Genomic DNA, 16103 nt, shown 5'->3' with positions numbered 1-16103 from the left:
AGTGAAGGAGGGATCAGCCATGACACATCCCGCACGACACAGCAGAAGCGGGCTTCCGGCAGCCCTGCGGGAGCTGGAGGACCTGCGTAGCAGGGTCGACCAGCTCATGCACGCCGCCTTTCCCAGTGGCGGCCTCCCCGGGTTCGGCGCGGCCGAGCCATGGGCACCCCTGGCCGACATCGAGGACACCGAGGACGCCTACCTGGTGGAACTGGAGCTGCCCGGAGTGGACAAGGACCAGATCACCGTGGAGGTCGCCGAAGGCGAACTCGACATCCATGGGGAGATCAGGGAGAAGGAACACACCGGGGCGGTCCGCCGGCAGACCCGTCACATCGGCCGGTTCGACTACCGCACGATTCTGCCGCCGAACTCCGACACCGAGCACATCAGCGCGGACCTGAACAACGGAGTCCTCACGGTGAAGGTCCCCAAGACCGAGAAGGGCAAAGCTCAGCGCATCGAGATCACCGGCTGAGCCGGTCGACGGCCGTGCGGGAGCGAGGCGGGGCAGTCTCCCGGGCTGATCGGTCCCGTGCGGCCGCCCGTGGCGCGTGGCACGTTGGATACAGCACCATTCTGAGGAGAGGGCGGCGTCATGAGAGCTCACCTCGGCGACCAAATCGTCATCGAGCGCACGACGACCGGCGCCGCCAAGCGCGACGGCGAGATCGTCGGACTCCATCACGAGGACGGAACGCCTCCTTACGACGTGCGCTGGTCGGACACTGACGAAGTGACGCTCGTGTTCCCCGGGCCCGACGCGCACATCCACCATCTCGAACACGGACAGCCCGGGAGCACCCACACCCTCTCCGGCCCCGACACGGCCGAGGCGGAGGCCATGTCGCCCGGGGCACCCGGCCCCGGTGACATCGGCCGACGCGTGGCCCTCGAACGCCACCGACAGCGGCTCAGCCGCGAGGAGACGGCCCGCCGCGCCAGAATGTCCCCCGGTTACCTGGAGTACCTGGAGTCACGGCCTGCCGACCCGAGTCTGGCGAGCCTCATCAGTCTGGCCGACGCGCTGGGCACCACCGTCACCACGCTGCGCGGCGGAGGAATGGATCTGCCACCCGGCCAAGGACAGGCGCTGCTGCATCCTCAGCTGCGGGACATCGGCCCGGAGGAATGCCGCACGCTGCTCTCCACCCACGGTGTGGGGCGCATCGCGGTCTCAGCGCCTGACGGCCGCCCGGCGATCGTGCCGGTCAACTACGACGTCATCGATGACGCGATCGTCTTCCGGACCGCGCCGGACTCCACACCCGCGGCAGCCGTCGGAACCGAGGTCGCCTTCGAGGTCGATCACATGGACGAGTCCCTGAGTCAGGGCTGGAGCGTCCTCGCCGTCGGCCCCGCGAGCGTCGTGACGGAGCCTGACACCGTGCGCAGGCTCACCGAACACGCCCACACCACGCCATGGCCGGGCGGTGAACGCGAGATGTGGGTGTCGATCCGGCCCGCACGCCTCACCGGCCGCCGCATCACTCCAGCCGATGGATGACCAGGCAGTCGCGGGCCATTGAAGAGCGCTCCGTCCCGGGCGGGGCTCTCGAAGGGTGATCCGTTGACTTCCTCCTCCTCGTGAACGAGGAGGATTCCTACAGCTCACGCCGTGGGGTTTTCTGCTTCTTCGCCGACTGCCCGCCCGGAGAACTCCGTTGAGGTCTTACACCGGCTCCACAGACAGACGCCGCCAGCCCGGCGGCCAGAAGGTTCTTCGCCGCGTTCACGTCCCGGTCATGGGCCGCCCCGCAGGTCCCACACGTCCAGGTACGGACGCTGAGCGGCATCCTCTCCCGCACACTGCCGCAGCCGGAGCACAGCCTGGAAGAAGGGAAGAAGCGATCCACCGCAACCACTTCCCGCCCGTACCAGGCCGCCTTGTACTCCAGCAGGCAGCGGAACTCACGCCAGCCCGCATCCGAAATAGCCCGGGCGAGCGGACGGTTCCTGACCATGTTGCGCACGGTCAGGTCCTCGATCACGAGCGTTTGATTTTCACGCACGAGCCGAGTCGTCAGCTGGTGGAGCAGGTCCCGGCGCCGGTCAGCGATCCGCGCATGGACTGTGGCGACGCGACGGCGGGCCTTTTGCCGGTTCGCCGAGCCCTTGGCCTTGCGGGACATCTCCCGCTGGGCCTTGGCCAGCCGGGTGCGGTCACGGCGTTCGTGCCGGGGGTTGGCGACCTTCTCCCCGGTGGACAGGGCGAGGAGATGGTTGAGGCCGACATCGATACCGATGGCCGCCTCAGTGGCGGGAAGCGCCTTGACGCCGGGGTCTTCGCACAGGATCGAGACGAACCAACGCCCGGCCGCATCCTGGGACACGGTCACCGTGGACGGCTTCGCCCCTGCGGGCAGCGGCCGGGACCACACGATATCCAGCGGATCCGCCATCTTCGCCAGCGTCAGGGCGCCGTCCCGGATACGGAATCCGCTGCTGGTGTACTCCGCCGACTTCCGCGACCTCTTGCGCGATTTGAAGCGCGGGTACTTCGCGCGCTTGGCGAAGAAGTGGGTGAACGCGCTCTGCAGGTGCCGCAGCGTCTGCTGCAGCGGAACCGACGACACCTCGTTGAGGAACGCCAGCTCCTCGGTCCGCTTCCACGCCGTCAACATCGCGGAGGTGGCGTGGTAGCTGACCCGCTCCTGGCGCGCCCACGCCTCACTGCGGGCGGCGAGTGCCAGGTTGTAGACCTTGCGCACGCAACCGAACGTCCGCAACAGCTCCGCCGCCTGCACATCACTCGGACAGAAGCGGTACTTGAACGCCCGCTTCACAGGGTGCACGGCCACGCCCACAACCTAGCCAGACCACAGGCAGGCATCAAACCTGCCGGTCAGGGCACTGGGATCCGCCCTGGCGGCGCATCCCACCTCTGTGCCCTGCTCCGCAGGAGTTTCGTTTCCTCCCCCGGCTGAAGCCGGGGGTATCCACGAAAGCATTCCGATGAGCCAGCCAGCACCGACCGACGAATGGGTGGCCGCCGTGGTACGCGACGCGGTGGCCGCGCCGTCGATGCACAACGTGCAGCCCTGGCGCTTCCGTTATCTCCGGCAGAGCCGCGCTTTCGAGGTGTGGGCCGACTTCGAGCGCGCCATGCCGCACTCCGACCCCGATACCCGCGGCCTTCATCTCGGTTGCGGCGCCGCCCTGTTGAATCTTAGGGCCGCCATCGCCCACGCGGGCTGGCATTCGGAAATCCGGCTACTGCCGGACCTCACCGACCGGGCACTCCTCGCGAGCGTGCGGTTGGCCGGCCGTACGAAGGGTGTGAGTGACCTCGGCTCGCTGTATCCGGCGATCCGCCAACGGCACAGCAGCCGCTACCCGTTCGAGGAGAGGCAGATCCCCGAGGCCGTGCGGGAGGCTCTCGCCGCGAGTGCTCGCGTACAGGGAGCGGCACTGGCGTTCCCCGACTCATGGCATCTGCGGGAAGGGCTGGAACTGGTTCAGGAAGCCGAGGCACGCAACATCACCGACCGCGGCAGCGACCAGGACCTGGCCCGGTGGACGCGTATCGACGCCCCGTCGGTGAGCACCGCCGACGACGGCGTCCCACACTACGCCTTCGGGCCGCGCAAGCGCGGGGGCAAGGCGCCCTGCGCGACTTCGCGGGCCCCCGGCAGGTGGCGGGACGTGACGCGGCGGACTTCGAGCAGAACCCTCAGCTGGCTCTCATCAGCACGGATCACGACCGCCCGGAGGACTGGCTCCGCGCCGGCCAGGCGATGGAACGCGTCCTGCTGCTGGCCACCCGCGAGGGCCTCGTCAGCTCCTTCGTGACCCAGCCTCTCGAATGGACGGACCTGCGCTGGCCGGTGCGCGACCCGATGACCGGGACGGGCTACACACAGGTCCTGCTGCGCCTGGGATGCGGCCCCAAGGGTCCCAGCACGCCACGCCGCCCTGTGTCGGAGGTACTCGACATCGAAGCCTGACCCTGGACTGTCCACGGCCGGGGTCCACGCCCAGACGTCAGGGGACCGTAACCCTGGGAGCGCTCATGTGCTCCTCGGCGGTCACCGCCTCACCGCAACCCGTCGACGGCCACCCGGTCCGAGCGCCCGCCCGAATGTCGCGGCGGCGCGCGGGCGGTGCGACGGTATTCACAGGGGGTCTGTCAGCAACGGGACGAAAGGCGGTGGCCCCGATGGAAGTCCCGCTGGTCGTGGGCGTCGACGGATCGGAATCCAGTCTGCTGGCGGTCGACTGGGCGGTGGACGCAGCGGCCCGCCACGGCCTGCCGCTGCGGCTCGTCCATGCCTCCCTCTGGGAGCGTTACGAAAGAGTCCGGCCTTCCTTGAGCACCGATCGCCTCGCCGGAGAGGTCATGGCGCAGAACATCGTCGCCTCCTGCGCGGAACGCGCCCGGCTTCGCGACCCCGAGGTGAAGGTGTCCGCCGACGTAGTGGCCGCCGATGCGGTGTCCACGCTGCTTCGGGCGGGGTCCGAGGCGTTCGCCCTGGTCACGGGCGTTCATGGGCGCGGCGAGGTCGCCGGGCTGCTGCTGGGGTCGGTCAGCCTCACGGTGGCGGCTCGCGCCATGTGCCCGGTCATCGTCGTCCGAGGCGAGGAGCGCAACCTTCGGGGATCCCTTGGCCGGGTCGTGGTGGGGGTAGGCGATGCGACCGGCGGCACGGGTGCCGTGCGGTTCGCCGCGCGCGAGGCCGAGGCGCGGGGCTGCGCCCTTTCCGCCGTGCGGGCCTGGCGCAGTCCGGTTCACGAGCCGGGCTCCGAGGAGCAAGTCTCGGCCACCCTCGACGACGCGCTGCGCGAGGTCGTACGGGAGCACCCCGAGGTCGATGTCGGCCGCCGCGCGGTCGAGGGCCCCGCGCACCGTGTCCTGCTGGAGGCGTCGGCCGATGCCGACCTGATCGTCGTCGGCGCTCTGCGCCGGCACGGGCACTTCGGTCTGCAACTCGGCAGTGTCACCCACACCCTGCTGCACCACTCCGCGTGCCCGGTCGCCGTCGTCCCCCATCGGGTCTGAGGTTCACCGTGCAGGCCCCGCTCCCACGGCTTCCGAACTGAGGAGGGCGACGGATGTCGGAGTGGACGTGGGAGTGGAAGGGATACGACCTTGCTGCCGAACGGCTGCGGGAATCGCTCTGCACGCTCGGCAACGGCTACTTCGCCACAAGAGGCGCGGTGCCGGAGTGCCGGGCGGGCCTGGTGCACTACCCGGGAACCTACGCAGCCGGATGCTACAACCGCCCGGAGTCGACCGTAGCGGGACGACAGGTGGCGAACGAAGACCTGGTCAACCTCCCGAACTGGCTGCTCCTGCGGTTCCGCCTGCGCCCCGCCGAGGGTGCGTGGGGCCCGTGGTTCTCCCCCCATCCGCACACCCTCCTGGACCACCGGCACACCCTGGATCTGCGCCGCGCCACGCTCACCCGTACCTTCCGCCACCGGGACGAGAGGGCAGGTGTGGTCGCTGTCGAGCAGACCCGCCTGGTGCACATGGGTGACCCTCATCTGGCCGCACTACGGACGGTCTTCACCGCCGAGGACTGGTCGGGGGAGGTCGAGATCGAGTCCTGCCTCGACGGCGAGGTGACCAACGGCAATGTGCACCGCTACCGTGCCCTCAACCGCCACCAGTTGACCCAGGTGCGGACCGGGACGCGGGACCCCCACACCGTCTGGCTGACGTGCCGGACCACCACCTCCGACATCAGCGTCGCCATGGCCGCCCGGACGGTCGTCACCGAACGGCCACCGGCCTCGTCGGAGCTCCGCCCAGCCCACCACCGTGCCGTTCACCGTCTGGTGCTCTCCCTCGCTCCCGGCCGTCCCGTCGCTGTGGAGAAGACCGTCGCGCTGCACACCTCACGCGACACGGCGATCAGCGACCCTCTCGACGCGGCGGTCGACCGGGTGTCCTCGGCGGCGGACTTCGCGGGCCTGCTGAACTCCCACGTCGCGGCCTGGGAGCGGTTGTGGCGGCGCGCGGAGATCCAGGTGCCTGGTCAGTCCGGGCGCGTACTGCGCTTCCACCTCTTCCACCTCCTGCAGACGCTGTCACCGCACACGGCGGACCTGGACGTGGGCGTCCCCGCCCGGGGGCTGCACGGCGAGGCGTACCGGGGCCACGTCTTCTGGGACGAGCTGTTCGTCCTGCCCTACCTCAACCTGCACTTCCCCGAGGTTTCCCGGGCCCTCCTGAACTACCGGTACCGACGCCTCCCACGGGCCTGCCGGGCCGCCGCCGCGATCGGCCGGAGCGGGGCGATGTACCCCTGGCAGAGCGGGAGCGACGGCCGCGAGGAGACCCAGGAGTGGCATCTCAACCCCCATTCGGGGCGCTGGCTGCCGGACCACTCCCGGCTCCAGCACCACGTGGGCTCGGCAATCGCCTACAACGTGTGGCAGTACTGCGAGGCCACCGGCGACACCGAGTTCCTGCACACCAGAGGCGCGGAGATGCTGCTGCAGATCGCCCGCTTCTGGGCGGACCTCGCGGTCTTCGACCCAGCGACGGAGCGCTACCACATCCGCGGAGTCGTCGGCCCTGACGAGTACCACGACGCCTACCCGGGCGCCGACCTGCCGGGGCTGGCGGACAACGCGTACACCAACGTCACCGCCGCCTGGGTGCTCGGCCGCGCCCTGGACCTCCTGCGGCGCCTTCCCGCCTGGCGCCGGGAGGAACTGCGCGATCGCATCCGGCTGGACGACGGCGAACCCCCCAAGTGGGAGGAGATCTCCCGACGGTTGTGGGTGCCGTTCCACCGTGGCGTCATCAGCCAGTTCGAGGGCTACGACGATCTGGCCGAACTGGACTGGGACGCCTACCGCACGCGCTACGACAGCATCCGGCGGCTGGACCGGATCCTGGAGGCGGAGGGCGACACGGTCAACCGCTACAAGGCGTCCAAACAGGCCGACGTCCTCATGCTCGGCTACCTCTTCTCACCCGGCGAGCTGCGGCAACTGTTCGAGCGTCTCGGCTACGACGTGGACGACGAGGTCTGGCGCGGGACCGTCGACTACTACCTCCGGCGCACCAGCCACGGCTCCACGCTCAGCGGCCTCGTCCACGGCCTGGTCCTCGCCAAGGCCAGACGAGCCGAGGCATGGCAGTACGTCCAGGAGGCCCTGGAGGCGGACATCGCCGACATCCAGGGCGGCACGACCGGCGAAGGCATCCACCTCGGGGCGATGGCCGGAACCCTTGACCTGGTCCAGCGCGGTCTGACGGGACTGGAGACGCGCGAGGACGCCCTGTGGCTGGACCCCGTGCCTCTTCCGGCGCTCTCCGAGTACGGATTCTCGCTGCGTTATCGCGGCCACTGGGGGGTGCGCATACGGCGCCTGAGCGGACAGTTGCAGATCAGCGTGCCCGACTCGGAGGAGTCGGCGATCCGCGTGGTGCTGGCGGACCGGGCCGTGACCGTGGCGCCTGGGGAGACCTGCACGCTCGTTCTGAAGGCGGATGATCCGAGCGAATGAGCATGGCCTACCCGCATCCGTATCGTCACGCGCGGCACACGGCCTACGCTCCAAAAGGCGGGCTTCCGTTCATGCCAAAGGGCCGTCGGAGACGCGGATGAAGTGGTTGGTCTCACTGGCCGGTGCCGGGCTCGTCGTGGTCACCCTGCGGGACCTGTTCCACACGCGCTGGCACCCCACACGCCACGGTGGCCTGAGCCGCCTCGTGATGACAGCACTGTGGCGCCTCGCCCGGCGCTTCCGTGCGCCCGGCCGCGTAGTCGTGCTCATCGGGCCGACATCGGCGTCGCCATGGGGCGGCGCGGCACCGAGGTGGCACGCCAGGCGGCCGATCTGGTGCTGGCCGACGACAACCCGGCCACGATCGTGGCAGCCGTCGAGGAGGGACGCCGGGTCTACGCGAACGTACGCCGGTTCCTGCTCTACGCACCCGCCGGTGGGACGGCGGAGATCCTGGTGATGCTCCTCGGCCCATTCCTGGGGATGCCGCTGGCGCTCCTGCCCGCACGGATCCTGTGGATCAAGCCTACCCGGCGTCGCTCTCGGTGCGGAGCCTGTCGCCCCGGACACGATGCGCCACCCGCTTCGGCCGCCCGCGGAGAGCGTGCTGGGCGCCGGCCTGTGGCCGCGGATCCTGTTCATGGGCGCCTTCATCGCCACGGTGACGCTCGCGGCCGGCATCTGGGCACGGGAGACCGGACGCCCCTGGCAGTCCATGGTCTTCCTGGTGCTCGGGGCGACCCAGCTCGGCGTGGCACTCGGCTCCCGGGCACGCCCGGGCAGCCTGGCCAACCCGTTCCTGCTGATCGCGGTAGGAACGGCTCTGAGTCTTCAGGCAGCCGGCGTCTACCTGCCGCCCCTCCAGGACCTGCTGGGTACGGAGCCTCTGTCTCCCACCGATCTGGTGATCGCCTGTGCCCTGTCCGGCCTCGGCCATGTCGTCATGCGGCTCCAGACACGGCTGAGACCGGAACGCCCGCCGCGCGGGCGCCCACCGGCAGCCCGGGACGTCATCGAGCACACCGCCACACGGTGACGTGAGCGCCTGTTCCCCGGCATGCGCAGGGGAGGTGAGCAGCCGACACTGGTCTTGAGGACGAGACCGGCCGGGGCGGGCCACACTCCACGAGTTCCTCCCGCGCCGACAACGACGCCGGAAGGAGACGACCATGACGACTGCCCAGGAGATCATGCACGCCGGTGCCACCTGCGTACAGGAGAGCGAAACGCTTCAGGACGCGGCGCGCAGGATGAAGGAACTGGACGTGGGGGCCCTGCCGATCTGCGGGGAGGACGACCGGCTCCACGGGATCATCACCGACCGCGACATCGTGGTGAAGTGTCTCGCCAGAGGCAGGGACCCCAGGACCATGACCGCCGGCCAGCTGGAACAGGGCAAACCGATCACGATCGATGCCAAGGCCGATGCCTACCAGGTCCTGCACACCATGGAGGAGCACAGGATCCGTCGGCTGCCGGTGATCGACAATCATCGCCTGGTGGGCATGATCAGCGAGGCGGACCTCGCACGTCACCTGCCCGAGGACCAGGTGGGCCATTTCGTCGAGGTCGTCTGCGCGACCTCCTGACCGACCTGTCATTCCCCGGCGAATCTTCGTCGACCATTGGTTCAGGAGGTCGTGATGGGACGTCTCGACGAGCAAGTGGCGATCGTCACCGGTGGTGCAAGAGGGATCGGCGCCGCCGTGGCACGTCTGTTCGCCACGGAAGGCGCGGCTGTGACGGTCGCCGATGTCCTCGACACCGAAGGAGAAGAACTGGCGGCCGAGCTCGGTGGCCCCGCCCGGTATGCGCACCTCGACGTCAGCGCCGAGGACGGCTGGCAGACGGTGGTGTCGGAGGCGGAGCGGGAGCTGGGCCCGGTCTCGGTGCTGGTGAACAACGCCGGCATCCTCGAATGGGGAACCATCGAGGAACAGCCCCTCGAATCCTTCCGCCGCGTCATCGACGTCAACCTCCAGGGCGCCTGGCTGGGCATGCGCACGGCTGCCCCCTCCCTTCGCCGGGCCGGTGGAGGCGCGATCGTGAACATCTCCTCGATCGCCGGTATCACCGGCTACGCAGGCATCGGAGCCTATGTGGCCAGCAAGTGGGGACTACGCGGCCTGACCAAAGCCGCTGCACTGGAACTGGCCCCGGACGGGACCCGTGTCTGCTCGGTCCATCCCGGTGCGGTGCGCACCGCCATGACAGCCGACTTCGACGACTCCTTCACAGCCACGCAGCCCCTCCCCCGGTTCGGCGAGCCCGAGGAGGTCGCCCGCATGGTGCTCTTCATCGCCGCCGACGCCACCTACTCCACCGGCACGGAGTTCATCCTGGACGGCGGCGTCACCGCCGGCCCACCGACCGCTCTGACGCCCGGCCACTGATGGGGCTGCAGCACCAGGTCGCCGACCTGTCCGTGACTCACCAACGCGAGAGCAGCCAGGCCGAACGGAACCCGGTGGGAACCCGAGACTGCCCCGCAGCCGCTCGACGAGCATCGCCGCCTGGATACGGCGGCCCACCCCCAACTTGGCCGGGATCGACGAGACAGGTTCTTGACCGTCTTCTCCTTCAGGAACAGCCGCTCGGTGATCTGGCGGTTCGTCAGCCCTTCAACGATGAGGTCCAGGATCTGCGCCTCACGCGGGGACAGTCGCTGCAACTCCGCTGAGAACGCGGCCGGTTCGGGTTCCGGGCAGGGACCACGCAGCCGTGCCATGGCCCGTGCCGTGGCCCGCGGGTCGAGCATCACTCCCCGCCCACCACCGTACGGATCCCTGCGACCAGGTCGGAGCCGTCGATCCGCTTGAGGACATAGCCTGCCGCACCCGCCATGATGGCGTCGAACGGCGCCTCGTCGTCGAACGACGTCAGCATCAGGCAAGCCAGCTCGGACATTCGGGCCCTCAGCTCGCGACACACCGCCACCCCAGCATGGTCCCCGCCGCCGCCCTCGCCGCGCCGCACGTCGAGAACGGCGACATGCGGGCGGACAGCGGGCACACGGGCGAGCGCTTCCCGGGCGTTCGCGGCCTTCCCGGCCACCACCAGGCCCGGCTTGGCTTCGATCAGGTCGCGGACCTCTCTGAGACTCGCCCAGCAGGCATCGAAAGGGCCCCGGCGGTCTGCTCGGGCCGTCCCACGCCCACCAGGCGCGCCATGTCCGTTCCCGGCCTCGCCTTGCCAGACTGGCGGCACATCGAAGGTCGGGACGGGCAGGCCCACTTGGGAAGGTCAGTCCGGCAGGAGCACCTTGGTCTGGGTCACGTCCGCTCTTATGCCCCAGAGCCTTGGGCACCGGTCGGCGAGGTGGCTCCCTGGGGTTCTTTCGGCAGCTGCACAAGCGTCTGGCGAACTGTTTCGCGCGCCCCGTCGCTCACGGGGAGCGCGAAGAGGACGGCCATGGCCACCAGGGAGGTCCGCACACCGGTGCCCGCGTCACCGACGCCCGGTGTGAACGGCACGATGAGAGCTGCCAGGATGAGGACGACCGGTGCGGCCGTGCGATGCAGGACCAGGCTGAGGCGCGAGGCAAGAGATACCTCGGGGGCGCTTTCCAGCAGTGTGGTCCAGTCGCAGCTGGAAGCCGCCAACGCCCGGCGAAACAGTTGTTTTCCGATCTTGCGATATTGGCGCCCGGTGGCGCCCTGCCGGATCTCGCTGCCGTAACCGCGAACGAGGGCAGCTATGCGCGCGTGCCGTTCGCGGAGCGCCCTGCGTGCAGACCGGTCGCGCAGGGAGGCCACACGCCTGGGTAGCGGGTCGACCTCGATCGCACGCGCGACCCTTTGGACGTACGAGCACAGGAACCTGACGTCTTTCACACTCAGAGGGACACGGGACTCCGTTGCTCCCAGAGTCAGGGCGAGGTCCAGGAGCGCGATCGTGGGGAAATCCAGAGGAAGTTCTTCGTCGCGGCGCAGATGACGGAACAGGTAGTCGAGATAGAACTGCCACCAGCGGATGGCTACACAGCCCATGCCCGCCGCAACTGACAGGAAAATGAACCAGCTCGGCCACCACTGGCCACCGGCTGTCCACAAGAAGACGACCGACCAGGGAAGTCCGACAAGGGTGAACCCGATCGCAAGCACCAGCGCCACGACACCCGAATCGAAGCGGCGCGTCGGCCGGCTCGGCTGTTCGAATACGGGATGGGTCATCCGACGGGCCGCCTTCACGGCGGCCCTTGGGTGACTGAGCAGGGCTGCCACCGACACCACTGAGGTGAGCAGCAGAAGCTGCTGCCCCAAGGAGGCCTCCAGTGTGCCGACCACGCCACTGTCCAGCAGTGCCATGAGTGCCGCTGCCACGACTGCGCCCCCGAAGCACGTCAGGGCCATCGCCGTCTGCTCAGCCCGGTCCAGCATCCAGACCGGCCGGGGACCACGGCCGAATGCCGCCAGGTAGACGTTGATCAGCTGTTCGCGGTGCCCGGTCTGCAGCCACGGAGCCGTGTGCAAGAAGGCTGCGCGCAGATCAACCCTGATAGCTTCGACCCACCGCTCCTGCCTGCGCAATTGCCCAGGCGAATGCGCTCTCTGATACCAACGCCATAGCTTGTCTGGTCCCCACATGCATCCCCCGAGACGGCAGCCGCGCCACGCGGTGGCCTCACCCAGCGTGCCACCCGCAGCCCCTCGGAGACAGGGCGCCGAAGCGCAACCGGCGTCGATTGACGCTCTTGGCAATCGGTTCAGGCCATACGCTTGTGGAGTGTGACGAGGCGTCACACTCCTGGCATCGTCATCTATGTATGCCGAACCCTCAGAGGCTGTCGGACCCGTCGGCGGCCTCGTCCTCCGCGGGCCTGCCCGACAGTTACCGTCGCATCCCAGGGATCACGACCGGCACCGCAGCAACCGACCGGTACCGCCCCAGCGGGCACCGGTGCCGGGGCCGTCCTTCGCGCGGGAAACACGCCGTGCAGGACGAAACCGGCCACCGCTTCGTGAGAGCACACCGCCATGTCCCTGCGACGGGTCGACTCATCTCCCGACGAGACCCTCCACCTGCTCGGCACGGCTCCCCCAGGCCGGGTTGTCTTCACCCGGCTTGCCCTGCCCACCGCGCGCCCCGCCAACCACATCATCGACGACGGCGACATCGCATCCGCACCCACGAGGGCACAGCACTGGTCTCACGCGCCCGGCAGGAGGTCCCGCACGGAGTCGTCGTCTACGAGGCCGACGAGATCGACGTCGACGCCCGCCTCGGCTGGAGCGTCGTCGCCACCGTCTATTGCCTCCGCGTGACGGACTCCGGGCAAGTGACCCGCTACCAGGCGTTGCTCCACACCTGGCTGGGCCAGCCCATGGACTACGTCGTACGGAACGGACCCGGGTCCGGGCCCTGCGTTGCGCCGTGCCTACGCCTTGGGATAGTTCTCCGGGCTGCTGCAGGAGTTTGCGTACGTCCTCCCTAGCACGTGACAAGCGGTGATCTTGATGCGATCAGCGCCGGCGCAGCGAGACGCTCACCGAGCGTCGTGCCGATCTTCATACGGGCCCGGGACGGGGAAGTACTCCTCCAGGAACGACGTCAGCTCAGCCTGCTGAGCGGGCAGGTCCTGTTCACCGGAGACCGTGTCGTTCAGGCAGAAGACGAGACGGTCCCGCCGTGCGAGCAGGGCACCCAGGCGGACCGCAAGAGCGGGGTGGGTGAGGTCAAGGTAGGTGTAGCGCAGGCGGCCCGGCACCGAGCGGGCGGTGTGGAAGGCGTAGTAGTGGTGCAGGGACGAAACGATCGACAGGTCGTCGGGGCTGCGCAACCGGTGACTCGCGGTGGCGTGGTGCTGCACGGGGAATCTTTCCTCGATCTCGTACAGGACGCTTCGCCGCAGTGGGTGCGGGGTGTGCTTCATCTTCTGGCTGATCACTGTGCCGAAGGTCGCCTCGATCAGGGCGCGGTTGTTCTTGCCCGCTGCCGCAACGGGCACGTCGTCCTCACAGGGCGGACCCGGTGGGATGAGGACCGTCGAGGGAAAGAACTTCGTCAGACCGTTGGCGAGAAAGAAGTCCTGCGGGGTTGTTGGCCTGCCGAGGAACACGTCGTCGTTGAAGTACAGGAAGTGCTCGGACAGGCCGTCGATGTGGTGCAGCTGGCTCTCGATGGCGTGGGAGTTGAAGGTGGGCAGCAGGCCCGGGTCGCTGAAGATCTCCTTGTGGCTGACGACGCGGAGACCAGGTAGGCCCGCGTCCAGCCATGACGGTGTCTGCTCGTCCGTGACCAGGTAGATGGTGCGTACCCAGGGCGCGTACAGATGGAGGGAACGCAGGGAGTAGCGCAGTTCGTCACGGTTGAGGTAGCGGGCCGCGTTCGCGGCTTCGTCGTGGTAACCCGTCCCGGTACATGCCGAACGGTGGCTCAGCCACTCCGGGTCACTGCCGTCGACCCATGTGTACACGACGTCCACGGGGAAGCGGATGTCGTCGGGTGCCGGGCGGGCGAACTCCCGACGGGTGCGCACACTCGGCGGCACGGTTCCGGCGGGTGTGAGCCACGTGAACAGCGAGTCGGAGGCGTACACCGCCAAGTCGGTGCGCCGCACCTGGTCGGCCTTGCGATTGGGACGCGGGGCGCGGAGCATGTCCCCTTCCCCGGTCCAGAACTCCACGTCGCAGCCGTATTTGGGGCCCAGCGTCAGCTGCCCTCGCGGGTCACTGTAGTACCAGGTCACGCGGATGGTGTCGGCGAAGGAGAGCCATCGCCAGGAACCGTGTGTGAACCCCGGCCTGGTGGAACGCCGTTCATGCCATCGCGTGTCCAGCGAGCAGACGTAACCAGGCCGCTCCCGGCAGGCCCGCTGCAAGGCGCGCACCACGGCCCTGCGGTCGTCGGAACAGACCGCGACAGCCGCCGCAGTGTTGCTGCGGCCACGGACCCGGAAATAGTCGATGCCCGCCTGCTCGAACGCCTGACATACCGCTGCCGCGTTGGCGTTGCGCGCGGCCAGTGGTGACACGTCGCTCTGCACGATCACCACCTTGGGGACGTCCCGCACCAGACGCACCGCCCGGTCAGCACCCTCGCTCAGCCTGTGCCGTACGCGTCGCAGCCAGGTCGCCCGCACCGTGCCCACCAGGTGCCGTGCAAGCGGTACCACCGCCATCTGCCGCTTCATCCGGGCGCGGGCCGCGACGGACGTCCGGGCCACGACGGCCCGTCTGATGCGACCGGGCACGGCGCGACGGTACAGGCGCAGCAGCGCGGAGTCCTCAGAACCGCGGCCGACCACGAGCCCTGATGCAGCCACGGCCGAAGACGACCTACGCCCCTGGGGCGTTGCAGCAGCCATGGGTTCTGCCCCCTCCGTCACATGGGTTCCTGACCAATGTCCCGCGAGCGGGAGCACTCGCACGGGGGCCTGGAGTCCTCGATCCGAAGCCGAACGGGGCACGTCACGCGGGACCTTCGGATCGTCGGCGTCCAGATCCGGCAAAAACCCGATCGTCGCGCGATGCCTACGACGGCTGCGCCGTCAGCTGGCATGCGGTGCTGGACGTGCTGTGTGCTGTGCGCTCTGCGGGCAATGGTCATAGCGTGAGGACGCTCAGGGCATCAGCAGCTCGGCAAACTTCGACGTCGCCGACCCGCAGGGTTTGCTCAGCTCGCTGACGGTCAGCCCGCTGGCCAGAAACGGGAGCGCGACGGCTCCAGTCAGACCCGGTGAGCAGCTCACGGCAGCGTCCCGGGCCACCGGCAGGTCGCCACGCCCGAGGCCCATGGGCGCCCCGGCCCTTGCTTCCACATCACCTAATGCAGAAGCAGGCGATCGCCTCAGGCCACTCACGGGCCGGCCCTCGCCGCTGTTGGATTGCTCCGTCGTAGCAGGCCAGTAGTTCCTTCCCGCGTGGGTGCGCGTGACGCACGAACCGCTGCCCCCGCTCTGGCACAGGAAGGTGTCGCCGGGCCGGGCGCGGACTGCTGGGGCCGGCGTCGCCTTCGACTGCCCGCTCAGATGCCCGCCCGGCCCGAGGGCCCGTCCACAAGCACCCGCTTCTTCCGCGCGTACTCCATAGCCGAGATCGGCCGCCTGAGCACGCCAGCGCACCACGGGGCGTCTTCGCGCCGTCGAGGTGCACATCGAGTCCGTGCACGTCGTCGGCATCCGGGCCATGGCCCTCCCGGCAAGGAAACTCTCGACGCCTCCCGTGACCATCGGGCTTCTCGGCCGAGGGCCCGCCTGTGGGCACAAACGGGCTCGGCCGGAGCGGCGGGGCCGGGGAGCGTGCCGCGGCCGCCCGATGCGCGCGGCGCGTGGTCGACGACCCACTCGCGGCCACGCCCTTTCCTCAAGGCCGCTCCCCTTGGCGTGGGCGCCGATCCCACAGGGCGGGGGAACCCCGGTGTTGAGATATTCGACGCCCTCGCCTACTTCAATGATCGGACGAAGGAGAAGTACGCAAGAGGCCCGGCCGGGGCCATCCTGAAGCCGACAGGGGCCTTGTGTCGTGTCTCATCGCGTGATCCACGTTCCCGCGTCTCCGTCCCTGCCTCTCCGAAGAGTCCGGGCCGGGTACCGGATGCATTTCACCGGACACCACCGGACCGCTGCGGTCAAGGAGCAGAAAGCACTGCCATCAGGGCCGGACGGCCCTCGGGGAACCGGCACGGGAGTGGTGCAGTGA

The 16103-nt window shown here is 69.1% G+C and carries 10 protein-coding genes and 2 pseudogenes; 8 read left to right on the top strand and 4 right to left on the bottom strand.

Translation table 11 applies throughout. The annotated features are described in order from the left end of the window. Positions 1 to 19: 19 nt before the first annotated feature. Positions 20 to 478 carry an Hsp20/alpha crystallin family protein gene (locus OHU89_RS50295; protein WP_405653478.1) on the top strand — a complete coding sequence of 153 codons (459 nt, stop codon included), beginning with the start codon at positions 20 to 22 and terminating at the stop codon, positions 476 to 478. Positions 479 to 598: 120 nt separating this feature from the next. Then, entirely contained in the window at positions 599 to 1507 is a 909-nt protein-coding gene (locus OHU89_RS50290; protein WP_405653476.1) for a pyridoxamine 5'-phosphate oxidase family protein, read from the top strand. 97 nt (positions 1508 to 1604) lie between these two features. On the opposite strand, the gene OHU89_RS50285 is transcribed toward OHU89_RS50290, so the two are convergent. After that, positions 1605 to 2801 (bottom strand): RNA-guided endonuclease InsQ/TnpB family protein, encoded by a 1197-nt coding sequence (locus tag OHU89_RS50285; protein ID WP_405653474.1) that lies wholly within the window; start codon positions 2799 to 2801, stop codon positions 1605 to 1607. A gap of 154 nt (positions 2802 to 2955) precedes the next feature. On the opposite strand from OHU89_RS50285, the pseudogene OHU89_RS50280 reads away from it, so the two are divergent. From OHU89_RS50280 to OHU89_RS50255, 6 genes and pseudogenes are all read left to right on the top strand, one after another. Continuing rightward, positions 2956 to 3947: pseudogene (locus tag OHU89_RS50280) on the top strand (Acg family FMN-binding oxidoreductase). A gap of 212 nt (positions 3948 to 4159) precedes the next feature. Continuing rightward, positions 4160 to 4999: a universal stress protein gene (locus OHU89_RS50275; protein ID WP_405653472.1), complete on the top strand. Its 840-nt coding sequence runs from the start codon at positions 4160 to 4162 to the stop codon at positions 4997 to 4999. Positions 5000 to 5052: 53 nt separating this feature from the next. Next, a complete protein-coding gene (locus OHU89_RS50270; protein WP_405653470.1) occupies positions 5053 to 7464 on the top strand; it encodes a glycoside hydrolase family 65 protein in 2412 nt (803 codons plus the stop codon). Positions 7465 to 8035: 571 nt separating this feature from the next. Further along, positions 8036 to 8500 (top strand): cation transporting ATPase C-terminal domain-containing protein, encoded by a 465-nt coding sequence (locus tag OHU89_RS50265; RefSeq protein ID WP_405653467.1) that lies wholly within the window; start codon positions 8036 to 8038, stop codon positions 8498 to 8500. A 133-nt stretch (positions 8501 to 8633) separates the two neighbouring features. Continuing rightward, positions 8634 to 9053, top strand: coding sequence for a CBS domain-containing protein (locus tag OHU89_RS50260; RefSeq protein WP_405653464.1), 420 nt, complete (start codon positions 8634 to 8636; stop codon positions 9051 to 9053). Between the two features lie 54 nt (positions 9054 to 9107). Beyond that, positions 9108 to 9857: an SDR family oxidoreductase gene (locus tag OHU89_RS50255; RefSeq protein WP_405653462.1), complete on the top strand. Its 750-nt coding sequence runs from the start codon at positions 9108 to 9110 to the stop codon at positions 9855 to 9857. Positions 9858 to 9950: 93 nt separating this feature from the next. Here OHU89_RS50255 and OHU89_RS50250 read toward each other — a convergent pair. The 3 genes and pseudogenes from OHU89_RS50250 to OHU89_RS50240 form a co-directional block, all read right to left on the bottom strand. Continuing rightward, positions 9951 to 10671 (bottom strand): annotated as a pseudogene (locus OHU89_RS50250) (LuxR C-terminal-related transcriptional regulator); the annotation flags it as partial. Positions 10672 to 10748: 77 nt separating this feature from the next. After that, positions 10749 to 11993, bottom strand: a complete 1245-nt coding sequence (locus OHU89_RS50245) for a hypothetical protein (protein ID WP_405653459.1) — start codon at positions 11991 to 11993, stop codon at positions 10749 to 10751. A 956-nt stretch (positions 11994 to 12949) separates the two neighbouring features. Then, entirely contained in the window at positions 12950 to 14770 is a 1821-nt protein-coding gene (locus OHU89_RS50240) for a stealth family protein (RefSeq protein ID WP_405653456.1), read from the bottom strand. Positions 14771 to 16103: the final 1333 nt, after the last annotated feature.

Source organism: Streptomyces sp. NBC_00019 (genome assembly GCF_045041015.1).
Taxonomy (GTDB): Bacteria; Actinomycetota; Actinomycetes; order Streptomycetales; family Streptomycetaceae; genus Streptomyces.
This window is presented reverse-complemented; position numbering and strand designations above follow the sequence as displayed.

Excerpts from the sequence above, each read along its gene's own strand:
- OHU89_RS50290 (WP_405653476.1), top strand. The coding sequence starts at position 599 with ATGAGAGCTCACCTCGGCGACCAAATCGTCATCGAGCGCACGACGACC.
- OHU89_RS50240 (WP_405653456.1), bottom strand. The coding sequence starts at position 14,770 with ATGGCTGCTGCAACGCCCCAGGGGCGTAGGTCGTCTTCGGCCGTGGCT.
- OHU89_RS50255 (WP_405653462.1), top strand. The coding sequence starts at position 9,108 with ATGGGACGTCTCGACGAGCAAGTGGCGATCGTCACCGGTGGTGCAAGA.
- OHU89_RS50270 (WP_405653470.1), top strand. The coding sequence starts at position 5,053 with ATGTCGGAGTGGACGTGGGAGTGGAAGGGATACGACCTTGCTGCCGAA.
- OHU89_RS50265 (WP_405653467.1), top strand. The coding sequence starts at position 8,036 with ATGCGCCACCCGCTTCGGCCGCCCGCGGAGAGCGTGCTGGGCGCCGGC.
- OHU89_RS50260 (WP_405653464.1), top strand. The coding sequence starts at position 8,634 with ATGACGACTGCCCAGGAGATCATGCACGCCGGTGCCACCTGCGTACAG.
- OHU89_RS50295 (WP_405653478.1), top strand. The coding sequence starts at position 20 with ATGACACATCCCGCACGACACAGCAGAAGCGGGCTTCCGGCAGCCCTG.
- OHU89_RS50275 (WP_405653472.1), top strand. The coding sequence starts at position 4,160 with ATGGAAGTCCCGCTGGTCGTGGGCGTCGACGGATCGGAATCCAGTCTG.